The 21464-nt window shown below is 64.3% G+C and carries 23 protein-coding genes; 9 read left to right on the forward strand and 14 right to left on the reverse strand.

Annotated features, from left to right (window positions below):
• Positions 1 to 25 precede the first annotated feature (25 nt).
• The 6 genes from QX071_RS13280 to QX071_RS13305 all read right to left on the reverse strand — a co-directional run bounded on the left by QX071_RS13280 (position 26) and on the right by QX071_RS13305 (position 7613).
• A complete protein-coding gene (locus QX071_RS13280) occupies positions 26 to 586 on the reverse strand; it encodes a nucleoside 2-deoxyribosyltransferase (RefSeq protein WP_315706959.1) in 561 nt (186 codons plus the stop codon).
• Positions 587 to 616: 30 nt separating this feature from the next.
• Entirely contained in the window at positions 617 to 2542 is a 1926-nt protein-coding gene (dxs, locus tag QX071_RS13285; RefSeq protein WP_315706960.1) for a 1-deoxy-D-xylulose-5-phosphate synthase, read from the reverse strand.
• A 379-nt stretch (positions 2543 to 2921) separates the two neighbouring features.
• Complete coding sequence (locus QX071_RS13290; protein WP_315706961.1) at positions 2922 to 4229, reverse strand: hypothetical protein; 1308 nt, start codon at positions 4227 to 4229, stop codon at positions 2922 to 2924.
• Between the two features lie 318 nt (positions 4230 to 4547).
• Positions 4548 to 4799 (reverse strand): exodeoxyribonuclease VII small subunit, encoded by a 252-nt coding sequence (locus QX071_RS13295; protein ID WP_315706962.1) that lies wholly within the window; start codon positions 4797 to 4799, stop codon positions 4548 to 4550.
• A gap of 124 nt (positions 4800 to 4923) precedes the next feature.
• Complete coding sequence (locus tag QX071_RS13300) at positions 4924 to 5853, reverse strand: histone deacetylase family protein (RefSeq protein WP_315706963.1); 930 nt, start codon at positions 5851 to 5853, stop codon at positions 4924 to 4926.
• Between the two features lie 98 nt (positions 5854 to 5951).
• Positions 5952 to 7613 carry a bifunctional metallophosphatase/5'-nucleotidase gene (locus QX071_RS13305; RefSeq protein WP_315706964.1) on the reverse strand — a complete coding sequence of 554 codons (1662 nt, stop codon included), beginning with the start codon at positions 7611 to 7613 and terminating at the stop codon, positions 5952 to 5954.
• 113 nt (positions 7614 to 7726) lie between these two features.
• Here QX071_RS13305 and bla point away from each other — a divergent pair, with 113 nt between their 5' ends.
• Complete coding sequence (gene bla, locus QX071_RS13310) at positions 7727 to 8611, forward strand: subclass B3 metallo-beta-lactamase (RefSeq protein WP_315706965.1); 885 nt, start codon at positions 7727 to 7729, stop codon at positions 8609 to 8611.
• 54 nt (positions 8612 to 8665) lie between these two features.
• Here bla and QX071_RS13315 read toward each other — a convergent pair whose 3' ends face one another.
• On the reverse strand, positions 8666 to 9427 hold the full coding sequence (locus QX071_RS13315; protein ID WP_315706966.1) for a crotonase/enoyl-CoA hydratase family protein: 762 nt from the start codon (positions 9425 to 9427) through the stop codon (positions 8666 to 8668).
• A 187-nt stretch (positions 9428 to 9614) separates the two neighbouring features.
• On the reverse strand, positions 9615 to 10094 hold the full coding sequence (locus QX071_RS13320; RefSeq protein ID WP_315706967.1) for a hypothetical protein: 480 nt from the start codon (positions 10092 to 10094) through the stop codon (positions 9615 to 9617).
• 201 nt (positions 10095 to 10295) lie between these two features.
• Between QX071_RS13320 and QX071_RS13325 the strand changes: the two genes are divergently transcribed.
• Complete coding sequence (locus QX071_RS13325) at positions 10296 to 11075, forward strand: thioredoxin family protein (RefSeq protein ID WP_315706968.1); 780 nt, start codon at positions 10296 to 10298, stop codon at positions 11073 to 11075.
• Between the two features lie 198 nt (positions 11076 to 11273).
• Here QX071_RS13325 and QX071_RS13330 read toward each other — a convergent pair whose 3' ends face one another.
• Complete coding sequence (locus QX071_RS13330) at positions 11274 to 11495, reverse strand: hypothetical protein (protein ID WP_315706969.1); 222 nt, start codon at positions 11493 to 11495, stop codon at positions 11274 to 11276.
• On the opposite strand from QX071_RS13330, the gene QX071_RS13335 reads away from it, so the two are divergent.
• A complete protein-coding gene (locus QX071_RS13335; protein ID WP_315706970.1) occupies positions 11470 to 11625 on the forward strand; it encodes a hypothetical protein in 156 nt (51 codons plus the stop codon). The genes QX071_RS13330 and QX071_RS13335 overlap by 26 nt on opposite strands.
• A gap of 336 nt (positions 11626 to 11961) precedes the next feature.
• Here the strand turns inward: QX071_RS13335 and QX071_RS13340 are convergent, their stop codons facing one another.
• Positions 11962 to 12399, reverse strand: a complete 438-nt coding sequence (locus tag QX071_RS13340; protein ID WP_315706971.1) for a hypothetical protein — start codon at positions 12397 to 12399, stop codon at positions 11962 to 11964.
• A 4-nt stretch (positions 12400 to 12403) separates the two neighbouring features.
• Entirely contained in the window at positions 12404 to 12820 is a 417-nt protein-coding gene (locus tag QX071_RS13345; protein WP_315706972.1) for a DUF2147 domain-containing protein, read from the reverse strand.
• 69 nt (positions 12821 to 12889) lie between these two features.
• Here QX071_RS13345 and QX071_RS13350 point away from each other — a divergent pair, with 69 nt between their 5' ends.
• Positions 12890 to 13516, forward strand: coding sequence for a TetR/AcrR family transcriptional regulator (locus QX071_RS13350; RefSeq protein WP_315706973.1), 627 nt, complete (start codon positions 12890 to 12892; stop codon positions 13514 to 13516).
• Positions 13517 to 13736: 220 nt separating this feature from the next.
• Here QX071_RS13350 and QX071_RS13355 read toward each other — a convergent pair whose 3' ends face one another.
• Complete coding sequence (locus tag QX071_RS13355; RefSeq protein ID WP_315706974.1) at positions 13737 to 14417, reverse strand: spermidine synthase; 681 nt, start codon at positions 14415 to 14417, stop codon at positions 13737 to 13739.
• A gap of 358 nt (positions 14418 to 14775) precedes the next feature.
• On the opposite strand from QX071_RS13355, the gene QX071_RS13360 reads away from it, so the two are divergent.
• The 5 genes from QX071_RS13360 to QX071_RS13380 all read left to right on the forward strand — a co-directional run bounded on the left by QX071_RS13360 (position 14776) and on the right by QX071_RS13380 (position 18746).
• Positions 14776 to 17109 (forward strand): DUF2235 domain-containing protein, encoded by a 2334-nt coding sequence (locus QX071_RS13360; protein ID WP_315706975.1) that lies wholly within the window; start codon positions 14776 to 14778, stop codon positions 17107 to 17109.
• Positions 17110 to 17328: 219 nt separating this feature from the next.
• The gene (locus QX071_RS13365; RefSeq protein WP_315706976.1) at positions 17329 to 17925 is read left to right on the forward strand and encodes a hypothetical protein; all 597 of its coding nucleotides are present in this window, start codon (positions 17329 to 17331) and stop codon (positions 17923 to 17925) included.
• Entirely contained in the window at positions 17922 to 18155 is a 234-nt protein-coding gene (locus QX071_RS13370) for a type II toxin-antitoxin system HicB family antitoxin (protein WP_315706977.1), read from the forward strand. The genes QX071_RS13365 and QX071_RS13370 overlap by 4 nt, the downstream gene beginning before the upstream one ends.
• Before the next feature lie 49 nt (positions 18156 to 18204).
• A complete protein-coding gene (locus QX071_RS13375; protein ID WP_315706978.1) occupies positions 18205 to 18399 on the forward strand; it encodes a hypothetical protein in 195 nt (64 codons plus the stop codon).
• 38 nt (positions 18400 to 18437) lie between these two features.
• A complete protein-coding gene (locus QX071_RS13380) occupies positions 18438 to 18746 on the forward strand; it encodes a hypothetical protein (RefSeq protein ID WP_315706979.1) in 309 nt (102 codons plus the stop codon).
• Between the two features lie 382 nt (positions 18747 to 19128).
• Here QX071_RS13380 and QX071_RS13385 read toward each other — a convergent pair whose 3' ends face one another.
• Positions 19129 to 19374: a hypothetical protein gene (locus QX071_RS13385; RefSeq protein ID WP_315706980.1), complete on the reverse strand. Its 246-nt coding sequence runs from the start codon at positions 19372 to 19374 to the stop codon at positions 19129 to 19131.
• A gap of 142 nt (positions 19375 to 19516) precedes the next feature.
• Positions 19517 to 21295, reverse strand: coding sequence for an acyl-CoA dehydrogenase (locus tag QX071_RS13390; RefSeq protein ID WP_315706981.1), 1779 nt, complete (start codon positions 21293 to 21295; stop codon positions 19517 to 19519).
• Positions 21296 to 21464: the final 169 nt, after the last annotated feature.

The following is a 21464-nucleotide window of genomic DNA, read 5'->3' on the forward strand; positions in this document are numbered from 1 at the left end:
TCGCAATTGACGCGCCGCGCCCACCCTACGGATCCGTGCCCAGCAGCCGCTCGGCTGCCAGCTTGACGCAAATCTCGAACGCCGCGAGATCGTGCCAGACATCCTCCGGCGGTTCGCGCGGCGTCACCAGCGGAAAGCCATGCAGGTCGAGCGCGTGGATCATCATCAGATTGTCGCTGAGCCCGAAATCTTCAACCGCCAGGCCTTCGATATCCGTCAGCAAGCTGCCTTGCGTCATCACGGTCGTGAAGCGCTGCGCGCGCTCGGCGTAGACGGAGGGATCGTTGGAATAGCCGAGGCAGAGCTTGCCACGGCCTGCCATGTAGCCGAGCTCATAGACGGTGCCGGCATCGGCGCCAGGGCCGCGAAACGGAGTGAGATTGGCGATGATGGCGTCGGCCTGATGCATCATCGCCGCGTTGCCGTGGAAGATATCGAGCGAGATCGTGGCCGATGCCAGATCGACTGTGTTGTCGAGCGGATAGAGGCCGAAGAGGCCGTGGCGGGCGCAAATTCCGACCTTCTGGCGCCCGACCTCAACTGCATCCGGCAGGAACACGTCGGGACCTGCCAGATAGATCTTCATGGATCACCCAAAGCCGCGCTGCGACAGCGCTCAGGCGAGCTTGACGACCTCGGCCTTGTAGTCCTTGCCGAGCGCCTCGAACACCTTGCGCACGATGCCCTTGGCGTCGAGCCCGGCGTGGGCATACATCGCGGCCGGCGTATCGTGATCAAGGAATTCGTCCGGCAGCACCATTGAGCGCATCTTCAGCCCGCCGTCGAGCATGCCTTGATCGGACAGGAACTGCATCACATGCGAGCCGAAGCCGCCGATCGAGCCTTCCTCGATCGTGATCAGGATCTCATGGTCGCGGGCGAGCTTGAGGACCAGCTCCTCGTCGAGCGGCTTCATGAAGCGCGCATCCGCGATCGATGCCGATAGTCCGAGGGCGGCGAGTTCGTCGGCCGCCTTCTCACATTCGGCCAGACGGGTGCCGAACGAGAGCAGCGCAATCTGCTTGCCCTGTCGGATCATGCGGCCCTTGCCGATCTCCAGGGGAACGCCGAACTCCGGCATCTCGACGCCGCGGCCTTCGCCGCGCGGATAGCGCACCGCGCTCGGGCGATCGTTGATCGCGACCTGGGTCGCCACCATGTGCACGAGTTCGGCTTCGTCGCTGGCGGCCATGATCACCATGTTCGGCAGGCAGCCGAGATAGGCGTTGTCGAACGAGCCGGCATGGGTGGCACCGTCGGCGCCGACCAGGCCGGCGCGGTCGATGGCAAAGCGGACCGGCAGGCTCTGGATCGCGACGTCGTGCACGATCTGGTCGTAGCCGCGCTGCAGGAAGGTCGAGTAGATCGCGCAGAACGGTTTGTAGCCTTCAGCCGCAAGACCTGCGGCGAAGGTCACCGCATGCTGCTCGGCGATACCGACGTCGAATGTGCGCTTCGGGAACGCCTTGGCGAAGATGTCGATGCCGGTGCCGGAGGGCATCGCGGCGGTGATGCCGACGACCTTGTCGTCCTTCTCTGCTTCTTTCACCAGGCTCTGGCCAAACACGTTCTGATAGGCCGGCGCGTTCGGCTTGGCCTTCGCCTGGGTGCCGGTGGCGACGTCGAACTTGACCACGGCGTGATATTTGTCGGCGGAGGCCTCCGCCGGCGGATAGCCCTTGCCCTTCTGGGTAACGACGTGGACCAGGATCGGCCCGGTCTCCATGTCGCGGACGTTCTTCAGCACCGGCAGCAGGTGATCGAGATTATGGCCGTCGATCGGGCCGACGTAATAGAAGCCGAGCTCCTCGAACAGTGTGCCGCCGTCCATCATGAAGCCGCGGGAATATTCCTCGACGCGGTTGGCGCGGTTGGCCAGCACCTTCGGCAGGTGCTTGTTGATCTGCTTCGCCGCCTCGCGCAGCGTGCGGTAGGTCTTGCCAGAATAGAGCCGCGACAGATAGGCGGACATGGCGCCGACGGGCGGCGCAATCGACATGTCGTTGTCGTTGAGGATCACGATCAGGCGCGAGTTCATGGCGCCGGCATTGTTCATGGCCTCGTAGGCCATGCCGGCGGACATCGCGCCGTCGCCGATCACGGCAATCACGTTGTTCTTGCCGCCGGAGAGGTCGCGGGCGACCGCCATGCCGAGGCCCGCCGAAATCGAGGTGGAGGAGTGCGCCGCACCGAACGGATCGTAGTCGCTCTCGGCGCGCTTGGTGAAGCCGGAGAGGCCGCCGCCCGTGCGCAGGGTGCGGATGCGGTCGCGGCGGCCGGTCAGGATCTTGTGCGGATAGGCCTGATGGCCGACGTCCCAGATCAGGCGATCGCGCGGGGTATCGAAAACATAATGGATGGCCGTGGTCAGCTCGACCACGCCGAGGCCGGCACCGAAATGGCCGCCCGTCACCGAAACCGCGTCGATCGTCTCCTGACGCAACTCGTCCGCCACCTGCCGGAGCTGCTCCACCTTGAGCCGACGCAGATCGTCCGGTGTCTTGATGGTATCGAGAAGCGGCGTTTTACTAAATGTGGTCACGGCGATATTCCAATTTTGCAGGTCGGGTTCAAGGGCCGACGTGAGACGGGTTCATCGTAGCAGGCGGCGACACCAAGTCGGATCCAGGACGTCGAATCCAGGTCTCATCCGCGCGGGCCGAAGCCGCGGAACAAGCCTAACCGCGCTTCGGATCCCTCTATGTGATGCAAATCACTCTTGGCGGCGTCATTGTCCTCGTCATTTCGCCAAGTCGCGTTCAGCTCATTTTCTCGTGGTTTTTCAGGCAGTTACTTCCGCCATCCCAGCATGGACGGGGCCTCCAAAAGCCCACAGTTCCGAACCCCTTTACACCAAAGTGCGTCTTAAAGCCAAGCCAGCGGAATATGGCAAGCCCCTCATCGGGTCCTTCCGGCAACACCTAACCCCGGCGGCGTGCGGTGGGTTCCACGTAGCTGCCCAAATCGGCGGCAGCAGGCGGTTCGGACGCGCCGGGCGGGTCCAACACCACCCAGCTGCTGTCGCGGGTCTTGGCGTCGTTTGTCGTGACGACCGCAAGGGCTGCCTCAGGATGAGCCATGCGCTCGCGGAGCGGGACCGGGCCGCAGACGATCATGAAGAAATCGTAGGCGTGGGGCCGTTCGTTGGCCATCACGAACTGGAAGTGCACCCGGAAGAACTGCCAGCGGAACAGCTTGTAGTGGTCCGGCTTGATGATCTCCCGGAAGCGCACCGACACGATGGTCGGATTGCGTCGTTCGGCGCTCAGCTTGATGCCGTGGGCGGCGATCGGATCGAACAGGAAGAAGTTCATCACGTCCTTGCGCGCCTGGCAGTCGATCCAGTCGACCTGCGGCGTGACCGCAAGTTCGGCAAGATGGGCGCGGAAGTCGGCGGCGGCCTTATGGAAGCTGACGATCGGGAAATTACCGCCGAGCGTCAGCAGCATCAGCCGGGCTCTGCCGCGGCCGAGGGCGGGATCGAGCTTCAATGCGCGGGCCAGGATCTCGGCGGCCAGGAACGAGCCGGAGCTGTGGCCGACGATGACGATCTCGTCGGCATCGCTGTTACGCGCCACCTCGGTCAGGTATTGCGCGAAACGGTCGATGCGCCGATCCCATTCGGGACGGCCGCGATGGGCGTATTGCCAAGTCCAGATCGTGTCGCAGAGCAGGTAGAGCACGTAGGTCTGGTTTTCGAAGTAGCGCAGCGCGCCCCACAGCAGGGCGAAGAAAACGGCTGCGCCTGCGGTGAAACTGAGGGGAGAGGGCACGCCGAGCGCGCCCAACCCCTTGCCGAAGACGAAGCCGACCGCCGCCGCGCCCAGCGCTTCCAGCAGCAGGATGATGTGCGGCCAGGTGATGAAGGTCGCAAACCGCCAGTTCGCTCGCCAGAACCGGGCGATGGTGCCGCGGAACATCAGCCGCCAATAGATCCACACCGCCTCCAGCACGATGCGCCAAATCGGCGCGGTGAGGTCGTTCTGAATGAAATCCTCGAAGCGCAGGAAGTCATAGGCGGTGCGGGTCTGCCAGGTCTCGCCCTTGGTCTCGATCGACCAGGAGGCAATGTCGCCATCGGAGCTGGAATGCGGCCGGCTGATCGTCGCGTTGACCCCGTAGAGGCGGCCGAACTTGCGCAGCTCGGTCCGGAACATGCGGTAATATTGCGCAAGCCCGCGCGGGTCGTAGCCCTGCACATAAATGATATGGCGGTTCTGCACGCGCACGCGGGTTTGCAATCCCTTGAATGAACTGGATGAGGACGGGGTCGAAAGCGTCGCTGGTATGGGCCGGCGTTCCAACTTCGCGCGGCTGCCCCGGGCAAACGGCCCGGCGGTCTCCTCCTCGCCGTGGACTATAGCAGCCCGGTCCGCCCTCCAGGACAGATTTGCGAAAGTTTTAGGCTGCTATGCACGATCGAGAGGCGGCTGTCCCGCGGTGAATGCGCGCAGCCCGAAGTGGTCAATCATTCGCAGTTGAAATGCGGCACGGCCGATGCGGCCGGCCCGGAGTGCCCATCTCGCCCTAACGAGAGGGGCTGGAACTCACTGAACGTCGAGCGGCTCGACGCCGACCGGTTGGCCGTTGGCGTCGGTGGTGATCTTCTCGACCCGCGCTTCGGCCTGCCGCAGCAGCTCCTCGCAGCGCCGCTTCAAGGCCTCACCCCGTTCATAGATGGCCACCGACTCCTCCAGCGGCACCTTGCCCTCCTCGAGCCGCTTGACGATCGATTCCAACTCTTCGATCGCGCGCTCGAACGACAGTGTCTTGACGTCGGGGAGGGTGTTGTCTGCCATACCGGGTTCCTGCGATTAGCGCTCCGCGGCCGGGATTCGACCGGGGCCGGCTTTTACACCCCGCCGCCGGTCATGTCAGGCCCCCGGCGGGCCGTGGAACCTGCGGATCGAAGGAAGCTGGGGATCATGCCCCGGTCAGCGCAGCGACATGGGCGGCGACCGATTCCTTCAGGCCCTGCAGATCGTAGCCGCCCTCCAGCACCGAGACCACGCGGCCGCCTGCGGTCTTGTCGGCAAGGTCCATCAGCTTGCGGGTGACCCAGCCGAAATCCTCGGCGCGCAGATTGAGCGAGGCCAGCGGATCGCGGTAATGCGCGTCGAAGCCTGCGGAGATGAGGATTAGTTCGGGGCTGAACTTGGTGAGCTGCGGCAGGATCAGGTTCTCGAAGGCCGAGCGGAATTCGAGGCTGCCGTCCTCCGAGGCCAGCGGCGCATTCACGATGGTATCGTGGTCGCCGCGCTCGCTGCGCGCCCCGGTGCCGGGAAACAGCGGCATCTGATGCGTCGAGCAGTACATCACGCTCTTGTCGGCCCAGAAGATGTCCTGGGTGCCGTTGCCGTGGTGGACGTCGAAATCGACGATGGCCGCGCGCTCGATGCCGAACTGGCGCTGCGCATAGCGCGCGGCAATCGCGACATTGTCGAAGAAACAGAAGCCCATCGGCTTGCCGATCTCGGCGTGGTGGCCGGGCGGACGCACCGCGACAAACGCGTTGCGGTGGCTGCCGGACATCACGGCGCTGGTCGCGGCGACCGCGCCGCCGACCCCGCGCATCACCGCTTCCCAGGTGCCGGGTGACATCGACGTGTCGCCGTCGAGATAGATCACACCCGAGGTCGGCGCGACGTGCCTCAGCTCGGTGACATAGTGCTCCTGGTGGCACAGCAGCACCAGGTCGAGATCGCCCTCCGGCGCTTCGTCGCGGTCGAGCAGCGCGAAGCGCTCCTCGGTCAGCGCCTCCTCGACGGCGCGCAGCCGGTCGGCGCGCTCCGGATGTCCCGATGGCGTGGCGTGATCGAGGCAGGCGGGATGGGAGAGATACAGCGTGGACATACGGGACCCAGGCCCTCGCGCGTTGCGGTTGAAACCCCTAATCTAGGCGCTGGCGGCAGGCTCGGGAAGAGCCGGGAGCGCTGAGGGACGGGTTTCCCTCATGGCGCCCGGTTGCTGATCCGGTCCCGCGCGGGCGGCGCCAGCGGGCTGTTGTCCTTCAGATAGGCGAACAGCGCCTCGTCGTCATACCGGCCGGTCAGCGCCTCGCGCCCGCGTTTGAACGCGGTAAAATTGTCGCCGCCGAGCGCGAGATAGGTGTTGATGGTCACGCGATACGATGCCGTGGGATTGATCGGCGTGCTGCCCAGCCTCATCGAGGCCGCATCGATCCGTTCGCCATCGGGCTTGGCCGGATCGAAGGCGTAGGAAAATCCCCTCGACACCTGCAGGATGCGCGGCCGCTTCGGATCGTGCCATTGCTGCTCCAAGGCCGCCTTGATGTCGGCGCCCGTCAGCGTCACCGTCACCAGCTGGTTGCGGAAGGGCTGGCTGGCGAACACCTCGGCATAGGTCGCCGGGCCACCGTCCGCGCGTCTGACAAGGTCGGTGCGGATGCCGCCGGGATTGGTCATCGCGAGCACGGCGCCGCCCTTGTCGGCCGCCGCCGTGGCAGCGAGCTGCGCGTCGGCCACGACGTCGCCGAGCACGCTTTCGCCCGATGCATTCGGCAGCCGCGACAAGCTCTCGGTGATGATGCCTGCGGGCCGGTTGGCGATCGGGCTCGCGACCTTGTCGTAAGTCTCGATCAGCGCGGTCTGGTCGGCATCCTTGGGCAGGGTGTTCCGCACGATCACATTGTCGGCCTTGGCGCTGATCACGTCGCGCGTCGCCGGGTCGAGCTTGACGTCGATCGCGGTCACCAGCGTGCCGAACTTGTCGCCCGAGGTCACCAGCCGGCCGTCGATCTCGCAGACATAGGCCTGGTGGGTATGGCCGGAGATGACGAGGTCGACCGCCCGGTCGAGCTTCTTGACGATCGCGACGATCGGGCCCGAGATGCCCGGGCATTCATTATAGCCGCCGCTGGGCCAGCCGCCCTCGTGGATCAGCACCACGATCGCTTCCACGCCCTTGGCCTTCAATTCAGGAACCAGCGCATTCACGGTCTCCGCCTCGTCGCGAAAATCCAATCCGGCCGCCGCGGCCGGCGAGATGATCTCGGACGTCCCCTTCAAGGTCAGGCCGATGAAGGCGACCGGAATGCCCTCGAACGTCCTGATCTCGTAGGGCGGAAATACGGTCTTGCCGGTCTCCGTCACGACCGTCGAAGCGGCGAGATAATGGAAGTCCGCGCCGCGGAACGGATGCGGGCCCTGGCAGCCGTCTTTCGGATGACAGCCGCCGTTCTGCATCCTGAGCAACTCGTCCTTGCCCTCGTCGAATTCGTGGTTACCGACCGAGGCGATCGCGAGCCCCATCAGCGACAGCGATTCGATCGTCGGCTCGTCGTGAAACATGGCCGACAGGAACGGGCTCGCGCCGATCAGATCGCCCGCGGCGACGAAGATGCTGTTGGCGTGGTTGCCGCGCAGCTGCTTCACCAGGCTCGCCATCTGCTCGGCCCCGCCGGCGGGGACGAGCGTGGTCTTGGTCGGGTCGGTGGGATCGCTGATCCGGATGCCCGATGCGGGCGGCTTCAGATTGCCGTGAAAATCGTTGATCGCAAGAATGCGCAGGTCGACCGGCAGACCGCGCTCGGCGCGGGCGGGTGCGAAGCTGATCAGGAGACAGGCGAGGATCGCGCAGCAGCGAAATGTCATGGCGGACTCATAAAGCGGGGAGGCGACACTGTCACGAAGGCGGCTGCGATTGCGTGGCGTTCGCCGTGATGACATAACGAGAGTCAATCAAAGCAAGAAATCGGGAGGTTTCGATGAAAAGGTTGATGGTCGTGGTCGCGGGCATGCTGCTTGCCACCCAGGCCGCAGCGCAGTCGCTGCCGGACTTCATGCGCGACATGATCAAGCACTGGAACACTCCGACCGAGCCGTTCAAGGTCATCGATAACATCTATTACGTCGGCACCGACGGGCTGGCCTCCTATCTCGTGACCACGCCGCAGGGGCACATCCTGATCGACACCGCGATGCCGGAGGCCACCGGGCAGATCGAGGGCAGCATCGCCAAGCTCGGCTTCAAGGTCGCCGATATCAAATACATCATCAACACCCACGCTCATATCGATCACACCGGCGGCCTTGCGCAGATCAAGCAGGAATCCGGCGCGCAGATGGTGGCCGGCGCAAAGGACCAGCCGCTGCTCGAAGGCGGCTATTATCCCGGCCGCGAGGAAGAGAAGCATCTGATGTTTCCGCCGGTGAAGGTCGATCGCGCCGTGCACGAGGGCGATACCATACAGCTCGGCGGCGTCACGCTGACGGCGCACGAAACTCCCGGACACTCGCCCGGCTGCACCAGCTGGACCACGACCGTGAAGGACGGCGAGGCGACACGCAGCGTGATCTTCTTCTGCAGCGCGACGGTGGCGCTGAACCGCCTGGTCGGACGACCGACCTATCCCGGCATCATCGACGACTACAAGAAGACCTTTGCGTGGTCGAAGACCGTGCATCCCGATATCCTGCTGGCGCCGCATCCCGAGATGTACGACATGGCCGGCAAGCGCGCGAAGATCGCCGCGGGCGCGCCGAACCCGTTCGTCAAGCCGGGCGAGTTCAACGCCTATCTCGACAAGCTGGAGACGCAGTTCGCCGACGGCCTCGCCAAGCAGACGGCCGCGGCGGGGGCGGCGAAGTAGGTCGGTCGTCGATGCTGATGGCGTTCTTGGCGTCAGGCTCCGGGCGGCCCGGCCTCAAAGCTTCTTCCGCTCCAGGAACGCCTTGAAGGCGGCCACGGCTTCCTGCGAGCTCATCCGCTCGCCGAAAATATGCGCCTCCTGGTCGATGCGGCGGGTCAGCTCGTCCGGCGGGGTGCGGATGAGCTTGCGCGAGATCGCCACCGCTTCCGCCGGCAGCCGGCAGATCTCGCGCGCGACCTTGTGCGCCTCGACCTCGGTGTGACCCGGCGCCACCACCGTATTGACGAAGCCGGCAATGTGGGCTTCCGCCGCCGTCATGGTTCGTCCCATCACCAGCATGGCGAAAGCGCGCTGATAGCCCATGGTCTGCGGCATCAACAGGCTGGAGGCGCCTTCCGGCACGAGACCGAGCCGCAGGAACGGCGTCGAGAAGGTCGCCGCCGTCGAGGCCAGCACATAGTCGCAGTGAAACAGCATCGTCGTGCCGATGCCGATCGCGACCCCGTCGACGGCGGCGATGATCGGCTTCACGTTATGCGCCAGCGAATACAGGAACTTCACCATGTTGGAAGTGCGCACCGCCTCGCTATTGACGGTGCCGGCATGCAGGAATTCCTCCAGATCGTTACCGGAGGTGAAGACGCCGGAGCCGCCGGTGATCACCAGGCAGCGGATGTTCGGATTGTTCTGCGCGGTGTCGATCGCATCCGTCATGCCGCGATACATGGCTTGCGTGATCGCGTTCTTCTTCTCCGGGCGGCGGAGCTTGATCACCCGCGCCTCGCCCTCGTCGGTGACGATCAGATGGTCGGTCATGTCAGTCCTGCCTTGCACCGGCGGCGTGCGCCGCCACCTGCGCCTGAGTCTTTCCGATCTTCAGCCTACATCATTCGTGCGACAGGCCAAGCGGCGTGCGGGCCTTTGCCGCGGGCCGGGACTTCAATCGGAGCGGCAAATGGCTGTGCGTGGTTAAGAGCCGCTTGCAGCTGCAGCGCAGGGTCGCTCAACATCCCCGGCAGATGCTGGGCACGCCGTATCTCAGCAACCGGTCGTTCTCCTTGACGGTCTGGCGCTCCAGCTTCGCGCGCTGCCGTTTCGACAGATGCCGCCATTGGCGAGCATAGCCAAGGCGCGGCGAATAGACCGGCTGCGTCGAGTTCAAAGGCGCCACGCTCGGCACCGGGACCGGCGCCAGGTTGGGCTGCGGGAGCGGCGGAATCCGCGCCGCATTGCCGATGCCCGAGGGATCACGCACCGAGCCGTTGAGCCCGTTGATGTTGGCCGGTCCGAGCGGAATCCCGCTGGTCCCGGAGTCCTGGGCGTGCGCGGGGCCGCAGAGCAGGAATGACGCCGCAAGGCCGGCCAGCGACGCGCGATGCAGGACGGTTCGGAACGCGGAGGCCGCGGGCGGGCGGGTCATCGAGGCGGGGCTTTCAAAAAGGGCAAGCTGATCAACGCGCGAGACCACCGCCAGTTCCGGCAATGGCGAAGCCTTCGCGGTGCCGTGCGCGGCGCATCACAGCCGCCGGGCAGCGATGTCGGCAAGAAATGGCGCCACACTTGTTACTCCCGCCGTTCGATCGTCCGGTGTCAGAACCATCTCACGACGAACCGCGCGAAGACGCAAATGAATTGCATGTCAGCCGCGTCAGCGGCACCGCGCTTACACCAGGAGGATCGAGCCATGACTGCAACAGCCGAGACCGGACGGATAGGCGCAGAGCCCACGATGAAGCGGCCGGCGATCGTATCGGCGCAAGCCTGGGAGGCGGCGCGCCTTGAGCTGCTCGCGAAGGAGAAGGCCCAGACGCGGGCGCGTGACGCGCTGGCCGCCGAGCGGCGGCGCATGCCGTGGATGGCGGTGGAGAAGGATTATGTGTTCGAGGGGCCGGCGGGCAGGGTCAGCCTGCGCGAGTTGTTCGCCGGCCGGCATCAGCTCATCGTCTACCGCGCCTTCTTCGAGCCGGGCGTGTTCGGCTGGCCCGACCATGCCTGCCGCGGCTGCTCCATGGTGGCCGACCAGGTCGCCCATCTCGCTCATCTGAATGCCCGCGACACCACGCTCGTCTTCGCCTCGCGGGCGCCACAGGCCGACATTGCCAGGCTGAAGGCGAAGATGGGCTGGACCATGCCGTGGGTCACCATCACCGACAGCTTCGATGTCGATTTCGGCGTCGACCAGTGGCACGGCACCAACGTGTTCTTCCGCGACGGTGACCGCGTCTTCCGCACCTATTTCATCAACAATCGCGGCGACGAGCAGATGGGCGGCACCTGGAACTATCTCGACATCACGCCGCTCGGCCGCCAGGAGGTCTGGGAGGATTCGCCGGAAGGCTATCCGCAGACGCCGACCTACAAATGGTGGAATTGGCACGACAGCTATGTCGAAGGCGCCGCACCGGACAAGCGGTGGGTCGAGGTGTCCGACGCCGGCGAAGCGGCGTTCCGCAAGCGGGGCTGATGCTCTCAGCTCCGCGTTCGCAGCTTTCTGCAGCGATCGCGGCGACGACCGGTGAGGAGCGCGACGATGAGGAGTGGCGGCGGGCCGCGCACAGGCACGCCACTCCTCCGCTGTCGGCCCGGGCAAACGCCTCGGCGTCGTCGAAGCGCCGACCCGGGACTTCGACTACGGCGCCGTTGGCCGCTACCGGAAGGCCACTCAGGCGGTGACGCCCTGGCTCGACGTCGCGCTTGCGCCGCTGCTGGCGCCGCTCGTCGTTCCGCCGTTGGTCGTTCCTTGCGCATTGTAGGTCTGGGCGCCCTTGCTGCTGTTGCCGCCAGAGCTGGCGGCCGCGCTCTTGGTCACTTCGGACGAACCGTCGGAATAGGTGATGGTCGTGGTGGTGACGCCGTCGATGGTGATCGAGACCTCGCTGACCACCGTTTTGCTCGACGACGAACCGCCGCTGCCCGAGGAACTGCTGGAGGAACTGCTGGAGGAACTGCTGGACGCGCTGCTGGTCGCGTCGGCGTCGGAGGACGATGCGGCCTGCGATGTCGCGGAAGTCTGAGACGTCGCGGACGTGGATTGCGTGGAGGTGGCGGCCTGGGTCGTGGCGGCCGCGGTGAGTGAATTGACGGAGCTGATCGACATTGGACTCTCGCGTGAAGAAGGATCGGTGTGGGTCATGCCGGATGGCGATTGACCCGCTCCTTCAACGCGGATGTTCCTCAGAGCTGGCGTCACGAGTTGTGTCTGATCGTGTCGCTGGGAGCGTCCTTAACGAAGCCTTAAGGCCGCAAGATTGGCTGTGCCGTCCTCCGTCATTTCGGCGCGCAAGACGGCGAGGTCGGCCTCCGACGCCGTCGTCGCGCCGACAGCGAGCCCGTGACCCGCCACCGAAGTTTCACCGAGCCGCGGTGAGAGGCGGGTAGGGTGCAGCCTTCCGCGGGCCGGGTATCTGCCGATAGGCGGACACGAGCAGCCACGCGCCCATCGTGAGACAGTAGATCTTGATCGCGATCTCGATGAGCTCGTCGACGGTAAGCTCGTAGACGAGGCCCGAGTTGAAGCCGTAGGCGAACGCATAGAGTCCGAGGAAAACCAAGCCGGAACCGGCAGCCGCCATCGCGATCGCGCTCAGGCGCTTATCGAACCTTGCCAGCACCACGGCGAGGAGGGAGGTGATTGCTATCCAGAAGTCCGGAATCGGAAACGACATGAACCAGCTGCGATAGCCCGGCACAAGCTCGATGACAGGAAAGGCGCCGGAGAAAACCGCTCCCCAGTAGGCGCAGATGCCGGCGGCTGTGAAATAGAGCGAGGCTTTCAGCAGACAACTCATCGCGTCACTTCACCCGAACCCAAGTTTCCGTCTGACAGATCAAGCCGGCCAACGTGCAGCCCTTCAGCTCGAGCTTGGCGGCACTGAGCATCAGAAAGTGTCCCGCGTAGCTCTTGCCATCCAGCGGATTGTAAAGTGTGCCGGTCCAGGTGTTCGGGCTGTTCTCCATCAGGCCCGTAATCATCGTGAGACCGACAAGCGGCTGCTGCCTCAGCGAGGCATCAGGGTTCAGCTTGTCCTGCCATGCCTTGCCTGTCTCGGGATCGATGGGCTCTCGCAGCCAGACGATCTGCCCGCAATCCATGTCGCCACAGGATTTGAACGTCACATGAGTGGATCCGTCTTCGGTCAGCCAGGTCCCGGTCAGGCGTTCGCCTGCCGGCGCCGGTTGCGAGATCGCGATCGATAGTGCGGCCGCCATGAATAGTGCGTTTCCTGTTGACACAACTCACCCCAATATGGACATCGTCCATATTGGGTATCCTCGAATATGGACGTTGTCAATATGCGGCTCAGCAAGACGGTTCAAAAGGCGTATCATCACGGCAACCTTGCGCAGGTGTTGCTGGACGCCTCGCAGAAGCTGTTGGACGAGGGCGGGATCGACGCGGTCACGGTGCGTGCGGTGGCGCGGGAGGCCGGTGTCGCGCATTCGGCGCCGGCCAACCATTTCAAGGACCGGGACGCATTGCTCGGGGCGCTAGCCGCCCGGATCTTCGAGGAGCTGGTCAGGCAAGTAAAAAAGGCGCTCGCCGGCGCGCCGTCTTCGTCGCGGGAGGGGCTGCATGCCGTCGCCAAAGTGATCGTCGGCTATGCGCTCCAGCATCCGAACCGTTACCGGCTGCTGTGGCGCAGCGACAATTTCGCATCCGACAGATCGGCTGCGGAAGCTGCCGGCACGGTACTCTACGATCTCGTCAAATCGATCCTGAGTGCCGATGCCGCGACGGCCAAGGCGAGCATCGATTCACAGGTCATTGCCGCCTGGTCCCTCATTCATGGCTATGTGAGTCTCAGACTGGAGGGCACGATCGTCGATGCTCGCGACGAACGTTCAGGAAAATCGCGCGCGACGGCGATCGTCGACGTCCTGATCGAGGGGCTTGGCCGGACATAGGGCTCGATACGAGGTGTCGCGGATGTGGTTTGCGGCAGTGGCGCCTGGGTCGTGGTGGCCGGGCGATTGACCCGTTCCGTCAACGCGGATGCTCCCCAGAGCTGGCGTCGCGCGTTGTGTCTGATCGTGTCCGCTGCTGCCTTCTTTAGTGAGGCTTAAGCCCGGTGGACTGCGTGTCAGCCGGCCGCTCGACGCGTTGAACGGGAACATCGCCGCCGCGCTATTTTGCCGGCCGGGTTGCGATCCAGATCACGTGACGCGCGCCGCCGCCGGTACCGGTGGCGCGGATCTTGACCTCCTCGGCGACGAAGCCGGCCTTGCGCAAACGCGCGGTGAACTTGTCGTTCGGGTTCGACGACCACACCGCCAGCACGCCACCCGGGCGCAAGGCGCCGAATGCGGCCCGCAGGCCCGCCATGTCGTAGAGCGCATCGTTGGAGGTCCGGGTCAGGCCTTCCGGACCATTGTCGACGTCGAGCAGGATCGCGTCATACGTGCCGCGCCCGGCGGCGATCATCGAACGGACGTCGGCCTCGCGGATGGTGACGCGCGGATCGTCCAGGCTGCCACCGGATAGCTCGGCCATCGGCCCGCGCGCCCAGGCGATCACCGCCGGCACCAGTTCGGCGACGGTGACGCGCGCCTGCGGCCCGAGCACTTTCAGCGCCGCCCGCAGCGTGAAGCCCATGCCGAGCCCGCCGATCAAGAGGTGCGGCGCCGGTCGCTCCTTGATCCGGAAACAGCTCAGCGTCGCCAGCGCCTCTTCCGACCCGAACAGCCGGCTGCTCATCAATTCGTTCTGGCCGAGCTTGATGCTGAACTCCTTGCCGCGCTGCATGAGGCGCAGCTGTTCACCGCCGCCCGGCACGTCCGCGGTGTCGATCAGTTTCCAGGGTATCACGGGCGTCTCTCGTCAGTTTCGATTGTTGTACTCTGCGGGGAGCGGCGCCGGTTGCATGCTTGCCGCTGTTGCCCGGCGGGATTCGCCAAGGTGCCGGCCTGCTTACCACATGGCACGCGTCCGGGACCAAATGTCGGTCGGCGGAGAAGGGGGGCGTTCGGAAGGACCGCAGGCATTGTGATTCAAGTCCGTCCAGGGCGGAGTAGTGCCCAGCGCAAAGAAAAGGCAGCGTGTTACCCTGTGGCTTACTCGCTTCATCCGCGAGCCGACCGCTAGCGCGCTCGTCCGTGCGAAGGGGGCATCATCAGCCTCGTGTTCCATTGCTTTGTGGTGCACGAACTCTACCCAAGATAGTATCTTGCTTGATGCTACTGATCCTGCGTGCTACGCTAACTTCATTATTTTAATTCTTTTCACCGAGGGCGTTTGCATGGCGACCCCCAAAATCATCATTTTGTCCGATGGCACCGGCAATGCCGCTTCAAGCGTCTGGCGGACGAACGTCTGGCGGATGTTCCAGGCCCTCGACCTGCAAAGTAACGCCCAGGCCGCGAAATATGACGACGGCGTCGGCACGTCCTCATTCGTGCCGCTGGCGGTTCTGGGTGGCGCGTTTGGCTACGGACTCAAGCGCAACATACTTGATGCTTACAAGTTCATCTGCCGCAACTATGACCACCAAAACGACTCGAAGATCTACTTGTTTGGCTTCAGCCGAGGAGCCTTCACCGTGCGCGTTCTCGCCGCGCTGATCCTCGATCAAGGCTTGATAGTTGCGGACACCGAGGCAGAACTGCACGATGGCGCCGTCAAAGCCTACCGCGCCTACCGCGCGAAAGGGTATCACTCGGTCTGGAGGATCGAGGTGCTGTTTCGGGCTCTTCGCGATTACGTTCTCGTGCCGGTGATCGACCGTCTCAGGGGCAACAAGCCTTACGCGAAGATAATCCGGAAGGATATTCCAGCCATCGAATTCATCGGCGTCTGGGATACCGTTGCCGCTTACGGGTTACCCATTGATGAGATGACCCGCGGCGTCAGCAACTGGGTATGGCCGCTCGAGCTGCCGAATCGCGTCCTCAGTCCGCGGGTCAGGTGCGCCCGGCACGCGCTCGCGCTGGACGATGAAAGGACCACCTTCCACCCGGTCCTCTGGACCGAAGAAGGAGAAAGCAAGCCGCCAGTGCCGACCACGATCGATGACGAGCGGCTGGTGCAGGTCTGGTTCGTCGGCATGCACGCTAACGTAGGCGGGGGCTATCCTGACGATTCGGTTTCCTTCGTCCCGTTGACCTGGCTTGTCGGCGAGGCGGTCAAGCGAGGCCTGATGTTCAAGAGCGCGCCCGTGGCCGATCCGGATGCGATCAAATCCATCGTCACCTCTCAAGACAAGGATGGGCGCCTCTACGACTCACGTTCCGGGCTCGGCTCCTATTATCGCTATGGCCCGCGCAAGGTATCCGATCTGTGCAACGATCCCGCCGTGGGCGTTCGCCTGACATTGCCGAAGATCCACGAAAGCGTGTTCGACCGCATCGACAGCGGCTGCAACGCCTATGCGCCGATCGGTTTACCATCCGACTATCTAGTTGTTTGCCGGGACGGTACCCTTACGCCCCTCGGACCGACGACCTTCGAAAGTCCGGCTGGAGCGATCGCTCGGAGCGAGGCTCAGGAGAAGCTCTGGAACTTCGTCTGGATGCGGCGCATTGCTTACTTCGCGACGCTTGCAGCGTCGCTCCACCTGGCCGCGTTTTGGCTCTTCCATAACCGCAACCAGGAGCACGAATACGATTCCTACTTTCGGATGGTGTCCGAGTTCGTGCGGTTCGTCGAATCCTTCCTGCCGCGATCGCTGCACTGGTGGACCGATTGGTACGCCGGGAATCCTGAATGGTTCGCGGGAGGCCTCATCGCCCTATTCATCTTGATGAGCTTCGGCACGTCATTGAGTGTCAGCATCAGTGACTCCATGCGTGTCATCTGGCGCGCCCGGGCCGCACCACCGGTGCTTTCCGGCTTCGTTCACGACGCCATCTATGCTTTCCGAACCAATGGCATCTATCAAGCCTTCATCAAGGTCACGAAAAGGCACGTGCTTCCATTTCTCCTGGCGGTGGCCATGGTCTGGTTCGGCGCGACTCTGCTGAGCCACTTCCTGTTCAACGCTGCCGATTCGATGGGTGCCTTCTGCACAGGGACTCCACAGAAGGACCTAGTGGCCGTCGACAAGGGCATCCCGCAGGAGGGACGGGAATTCGTGACGTCGGCGATCTGCGCTCCGACGGGGCTGACCGTCCGTCCCGGCTTCAGGTACGAAATCGTCGTCACCATGACCGAGCCGTGGGAAGACGCCGGGCGTCCGGTGACGCCGGTCGGCTACCGCACCTCGACCGTCGACAGACAAAATCGTTGGAAATTCTATTCGGCGATCTTCCTGCGCCGTATCCTGTTCCGGCCCTGGTACCGCCTGATCGCCCGTGCCGGCGAAACCGGCGTGGACGAATATTTCCTCGATCCCATTCCGGTACCAAATACAACACCTCAGGCTTACAAGGTGACGTTCAAGGCAGATCGAGCTGGTGAGCTCTTCCTGTATGTGAATGATGCGGTAATCGGAATGCCGTGGATTTACGGCAGCTTCTATCCGAACAACACGGGTAAGGCGAAGATAACGGTGAAGCTGCTATAGCAAAGAGAATGTCCTTGCAGAGCAGCATCTATCGCCGAGTTTTGGTTGCAGACACTCCCGTCTTGCAGTTCCGTCTGTGGCGGCCGGCCGTGGCACGAGGCTTGTATGCCCGGACGAGGACGGTGCTCCGCGGATCGCTCCCTCCGTCGTTGATCGGCTCCCCGCGTTGGCGGCCGTTTGCGGATGCGCGCTTGGAGCACGGCCATGTCTGAGGCAAACATGTCTGAGCCAAACACCAGGGAGTTCTGGGGCGGCACGATCGTCGATTGGCTCGCCAGGAATGCGGGTCTCAGGAAAGAACGCATCGACCTGACGCGGAAGTTCACCCAGGAGCCGTACAATTTGAGCGTCGTCAGGGTCTTGACCATGATGGATGAGCTCGTTGCACTTCATAATGAGCTGAACGGCACCCATTTGGTCCTCTCGCAGAACTGGCGGCTGGCGCATCGGCGCGACACCGTCGGCGACTTCATCGGCGCGTTCGTTCGGATCGTGGCGCCTGACGAGACCGCTTCCCCTCGGATCCCTCGCGCGTCGACATCCGGCCAAATGTCGGAAACGGGACAGCGCAAAATGCACAATCACCGCCTCGACGCGCTGAGAGCCGACCCGGGCGGCGACTGGAGGCCGGTGGACCTCGAAATCATCGCGTCCCAGCACGCAATCAAGTTTCGCAAGACCACCGGCACGCACGAGGTCTTCCTGCATCCCTCGGTCCCCGATTGCGTCACCGTTCCGCTCACCAAACAGCTCAGGGCTCCGCATATCCGGGCTTTCGTCGCGATGATCGACCATATGGATGAGGCCGAGCGATGATCGACCCGAGTGCCTATGTCTACGATGTGACGACGCTCGCGGCCGAGGACGGCGGCGGCTTTCTGGTCACCTTTCCCGACATACCGGGCGTGATCGGCATCGGCGAGAACCGGCAGGAGGCCGTGGCGGACGGTCAGCAGGCGTTGATTGCCTGCCTCGATGCGTTCAAGGCCGTCGATCGTGATCCGCCGGTCCCCTCGGCGGTCCGGCGCGTGGCGCCGCTGGCGTGATTCTTGATTGATGTCCGGGACGCGACCGCTCGAACGCTGTGGGACGAACATGCCATTGACAGAGGACGCCATCCAGGTCGGCAAATGCTACAAGACGAAGATCGCGGAGAGCTACAAGGTGATTTCGATCACGCGCGGCATCGTCACCTATCACACGCTGACCTCTCCCTTGCGCATCAATACCGGCATCAAGGCGTTCGCCGACGCCGTCTACAAGGAGATCAGCTGCCCGGGGCAGGGCTAGCTGCGCGGCTCCATGATCGTTGTCGCGCCGGAGGTCGGATGAAACTCGAAGAGCGCGAACATGGCGTGCTGGCGTTCGTCGATGAGGATGGCCGCATCTGGGCGCAATGCGCCAAGCCATCTCCGAATCCGGCCGATACGGATTATGTGATCGAAGGTCCCTTGAGCGGCTTCATCTATGAAGATGGCACGTTCACCGCGGACAGCGAGCAGGCGTTTCGCGCCTGGCTCGACGACCGCCTGATGAGCGACGACATCTTCTACGTCAGGGACGAGGAGACCGCCTTGAATCTGGCGAAGCGCATCGCGCTGGCGGCCCGCCAGATCCTGAAGGATCGGCCGTGCTGACCGATGATCAGCCCACGCCGGAATGATGCTGCAAATGCCCCTTCGCCGCCCGTCGAGCAAACCACCCCGCCTCCCGAAGATCTCTGTCAAGCCCTTCGGAAAAACATAAATCGTTTCGCGTTTGCCCCAAATCAGTTTTATCGTGTGCTCGTTCCGTTCCGCCGGAGGGGCGTATCGCGATCGTCACGGACGTTGGCTACGGAATGCGATGGACGCGCTGGCGCGCAGCGGAGTTATCACTTCGCCGACGAACGCGCCGATGCGGACGGCGAAATCGTGTGGTCCTGGCGTCCCGGTGCTGGCGCCAAGTCTGTAGGTCGCGACGAGCGCGCGGACGACGGGGGCAAGACAGCCGGTCCCCGGGGAGATCACGTATAAGCCGTTAAAACCATTCGCGCAGGGAGGGCCGGGCGTTTTCGGCCAGACCTGTGGTGACTGCCGCCTGCTTTTTTTGCTGCAGGCGGGCCACGGGCGCGGCCAGCGCCCGGCCTTCCCTGCGCCCTCCACATGATGAGGGCGATGCGAGACGCAAAGCTCGGACGCGTGAACGCGCCGCGAGGATGCGGGCGCTCATCTTCAGATGCTGTTTGAGATTGTGGATCAGAGATGCCACGGGCACGCTGCTCACCCTCCCCCTCCAGGGGAGGGCGGGAGCCCCGACATCAACGTCGTGTCCGGCAGGACAGGGCCAAAGACGTGGATGGCCGGGACGAAGCCCGGCCATGACGTTCCTTAGTGGGGGCGCGTCAGCGGCGCGAGCGCGTCCGTCTTCACCCCACCAGCACGGCATCCGCCGCCATCACGCTGTCGGCGGCGTCGGTGACGGTCTTTTCCAAGGACGGCGCCTGCACCGCGAAGGTCTCGGCGAAGAAGCGGGCGAGGGCGACGTGACGGGCGCCATCGGCTTCACCCTCGCTGCGCGCGGTCAGCGCCTCGTTGGCCAGCATGCAGCCGCCGAGCGCCGAGCCGAACAGCCGCAGATAAGGCGTCGCGCCGGCGAGCGCGTCGTTCGGGTTGGAGGCCAGCTTCTCCAGCAGCCAGCGGCTGGCGCGATCGAGCGAAGCGAGCGCGTCGCGCAGCTTGGCGCCGGTGGTGCCGAAGGCCGGATCGTTGGAGGCCTCGACGCGGCGGACGACGTCGGTGAGCTCGTCCATCAGCTTGAACACCGAGGCGCCGCCATTAGCGCCCAGCTTGCGGGTGACGAGGTCGATCGACTGGATGCCGTTGGTGCCCTCGTAGATCGCGGTGATACGGGCGTCGCGATAGTGCTGCGCGGCGCCGGTCTCCTCGATGAAGCCCATGCCGCCATGCACCTGCACGCCGAGATAGGCGACCTCGTTGCCGATGTCGGTGGAGAAGGCTTTCGCGATCGGCGTCAGCAGCGCGCCGCGCGCGGCGGCCTCCGTGCGCACCGCCGGGTCCTTGGCGCGCACGGCGACATCAAGGGCAACAGCGGTGGCGTAGCAGATCGAGCGCGAGGCGGCGGTCAGCGCGCGCATCTGCAGCAGCATGCGCTTGACGTCGGGGTGCACGATGATGGGGTCGGAGCCGGTGCCCTTGCTGCCGATCGCGCGGCCTTGTTTGCGCTCCTGTGCGTAGGCGAGCGCCTGCTGGTAGGCGCGATCGGCGACGCCGACGCCTTCGAGGCCGACGCCGAGCCGGGCCTGGTTCATCATCGTGAACATGCAGCGCATGCCGGCATTCTCTTCGCCGATCAGATAGCCGATGGCGCCGCCGTGATCGCCCATGGTCATGGTGCAGGTGGGGGAGGCATGCATGCCGAGCTTGTGCTCGATGCCGGAGGGATAGATGTCGTTGCGGGCGCCCAGCGAGCCGTCGGCATTGACCAGGAATTTGGGGATCAAGAACAAGGAAATGCCCTTGGTGCCGGCCGGCGCATCCGGCAGCCGTGCGAGCACGAAATGCACGATGTTGTCGGTCATGTCGTGGTCGCCATAGGTGATGAAGATCTTGCTGCCGGTGATCCGGTAGGTGCCGTCACCAGCGCGCTCGGCGCGGGTTCGGAGCGCGCCGACATCGGAGCCGGCCTGCGGCTCGGTGAGCTGCATGGTCCCGGTCCACTCGCCGGAGATCAGCTTGGCGAGATAGATGCGCTTCAGCTCGTCGCTGCCATGGGCATCGAGCGCCTCGATGGCCGAGAGCGTGAGCAGCGGGCAGAGGCCGAAGGCGACGTTGGAGGCGCTCCAGATTTCCGTGCAGGCGGCGTTGATGGCGAGCGGCAGGCCCTGGCCGCCGAACGCTTCGGGGCCGGAGACGGCGTTCCAGCCGGCCTCGGTCCAGCGCCGATAGGCATCCGGCCAGCCCGGCGCGGTCGTCACCTTGCCATCGGCCAGCTTGACGCCGTTGCGGTCGCCGATCTTGTTCAGCGGCGCCAGCACGTCGGAGGCGAACTTGCCGGCTTCCTCCAGCACGGCGGCGGTAATGTCGGGGTCGAAATCGCCGTAATGGCCGGCTTCGACGGCAGCTTTGAGCCCGGCGCCGTGGTTGAGGGCGAGCAGGATGTCGTTGATCGGCGCGCGGTAGGTCATGACGCTTCCTCGAATGGAGATTGGGATTTGGCGCCGTCTTCCCATGAAACCGCCCAAGCCTCAACTTTTTCGCGCGCTTTGCGAAGGCGCTGGGATCGCGGTTTGGGAGATCGGCGCAAGGCCTTCAGAAGCTTGATGAATCCGCATTCGCCGCGGATCGGGGCGGAGG

The sequence above is a fragment of the Bradyrhizobium sp. SZCCHNS1022 genome (assembly GCF_032484835.1).
In the GTDB taxonomy this organism is placed as follows: Bacteria; Pseudomonadota; Alphaproteobacteria; order Rhizobiales; family Xanthobacteraceae; genus Bradyrhizobium.

Excerpts from the sequence above, each read along its gene's own strand:
- QX071_RS13280 (WP_315706959.1), bottom strand. The coding sequence starts at position 586 with ATGAAGATCTATCTGGCAGGTCCCGACGTGTTCCTGCCGGATGCAGTT.
- QX071_RS13295 (WP_315706962.1), bottom strand. The coding sequence starts at position 4,799 with ATGGCAGACAACACCCTCCCCGACGTCAAGACACTGTCGTTCGAGCGC.
- QX071_RS13300 (WP_315706963.1), bottom strand. The coding sequence starts at position 5,853 with ATGTCCACGCTGTATCTCTCCCATCCCGCCTGCCTCGATCACGCCACG.
- QX071_RS13305 (WP_315706964.1), bottom strand. The coding sequence starts at position 7,613 with ATGACATTTCGCTGCTGCGCGATCCTCGCCTGTCTCCTGATCAGCTTC.
- bla (WP_315706965.1), top strand. The coding sequence starts at position 7,727 with ATGAAAAGGTTGATGGTCGTGGTCGCGGGCATGCTGCTTGCCACCCAG.
- QX071_RS13315 (WP_315706966.1), bottom strand. The coding sequence starts at position 9,427 with ATGACCGACCATCTGATCGTCACCGACGAGGGCGAGGCGCGGGTGATC.
- QX071_RS13325 (WP_315706968.1), top strand. The coding sequence starts at position 10,296 with ATGACTGCAACAGCCGAGACCGGACGGATAGGCGCAGAGCCCACGATG.
- QX071_RS13335 (WP_315706970.1), top strand. The coding sequence starts at position 11,470 with ATGGTGATCGAGACCTCGCTGACCACCGTTTTGCTCGACGACGAACCG.
- QX071_RS13340 (WP_315706971.1), bottom strand. The coding sequence starts at position 12,399 with ATGAGTTGTCTGCTGAAAGCCTCGCTCTATTTCACAGCCGCCGGCATC.
- QX071_RS13345 (WP_315706972.1), bottom strand. The coding sequence starts at position 12,820 with ATGGCGGCCGCACTATCGATCGCGATCTCGCAACCGGCGCCGGCAGGC.
- QX071_RS13350 (WP_315706973.1), top strand. The coding sequence starts at position 12,890 with ATGGACGTTGTCAATATGCGGCTCAGCAAGACGGTTCAAAAGGCGTAT.
- QX071_RS13365 (WP_315706976.1), top strand. The coding sequence starts at position 17,329 with ATGTCTGAGCCAAACACCAGGGAGTTCTGGGGCGGCACGATCGTCGAT.
- QX071_RS13370 (WP_315706977.1), top strand. The coding sequence starts at position 17,922 with ATGATCGACCCGAGTGCCTATGTCTACGATGTGACGACGCTCGCGGCC.
- QX071_RS13375 (WP_315706978.1), top strand. The coding sequence starts at position 18,205 with ATGCCATTGACAGAGGACGCCATCCAGGTCGGCAAATGCTACAAGACG.
- QX071_RS13380 (WP_315706979.1), top strand. The coding sequence starts at position 18,438 with ATGAAACTCGAAGAGCGCGAACATGGCGTGCTGGCGTTCGTCGATGAG.
- QX071_RS13390 (WP_315706981.1), bottom strand. The coding sequence starts at position 21,295 with ATGACCTACCGCGCGCCGATCAACGACATCCTGCTCGCCCTCAACCAC.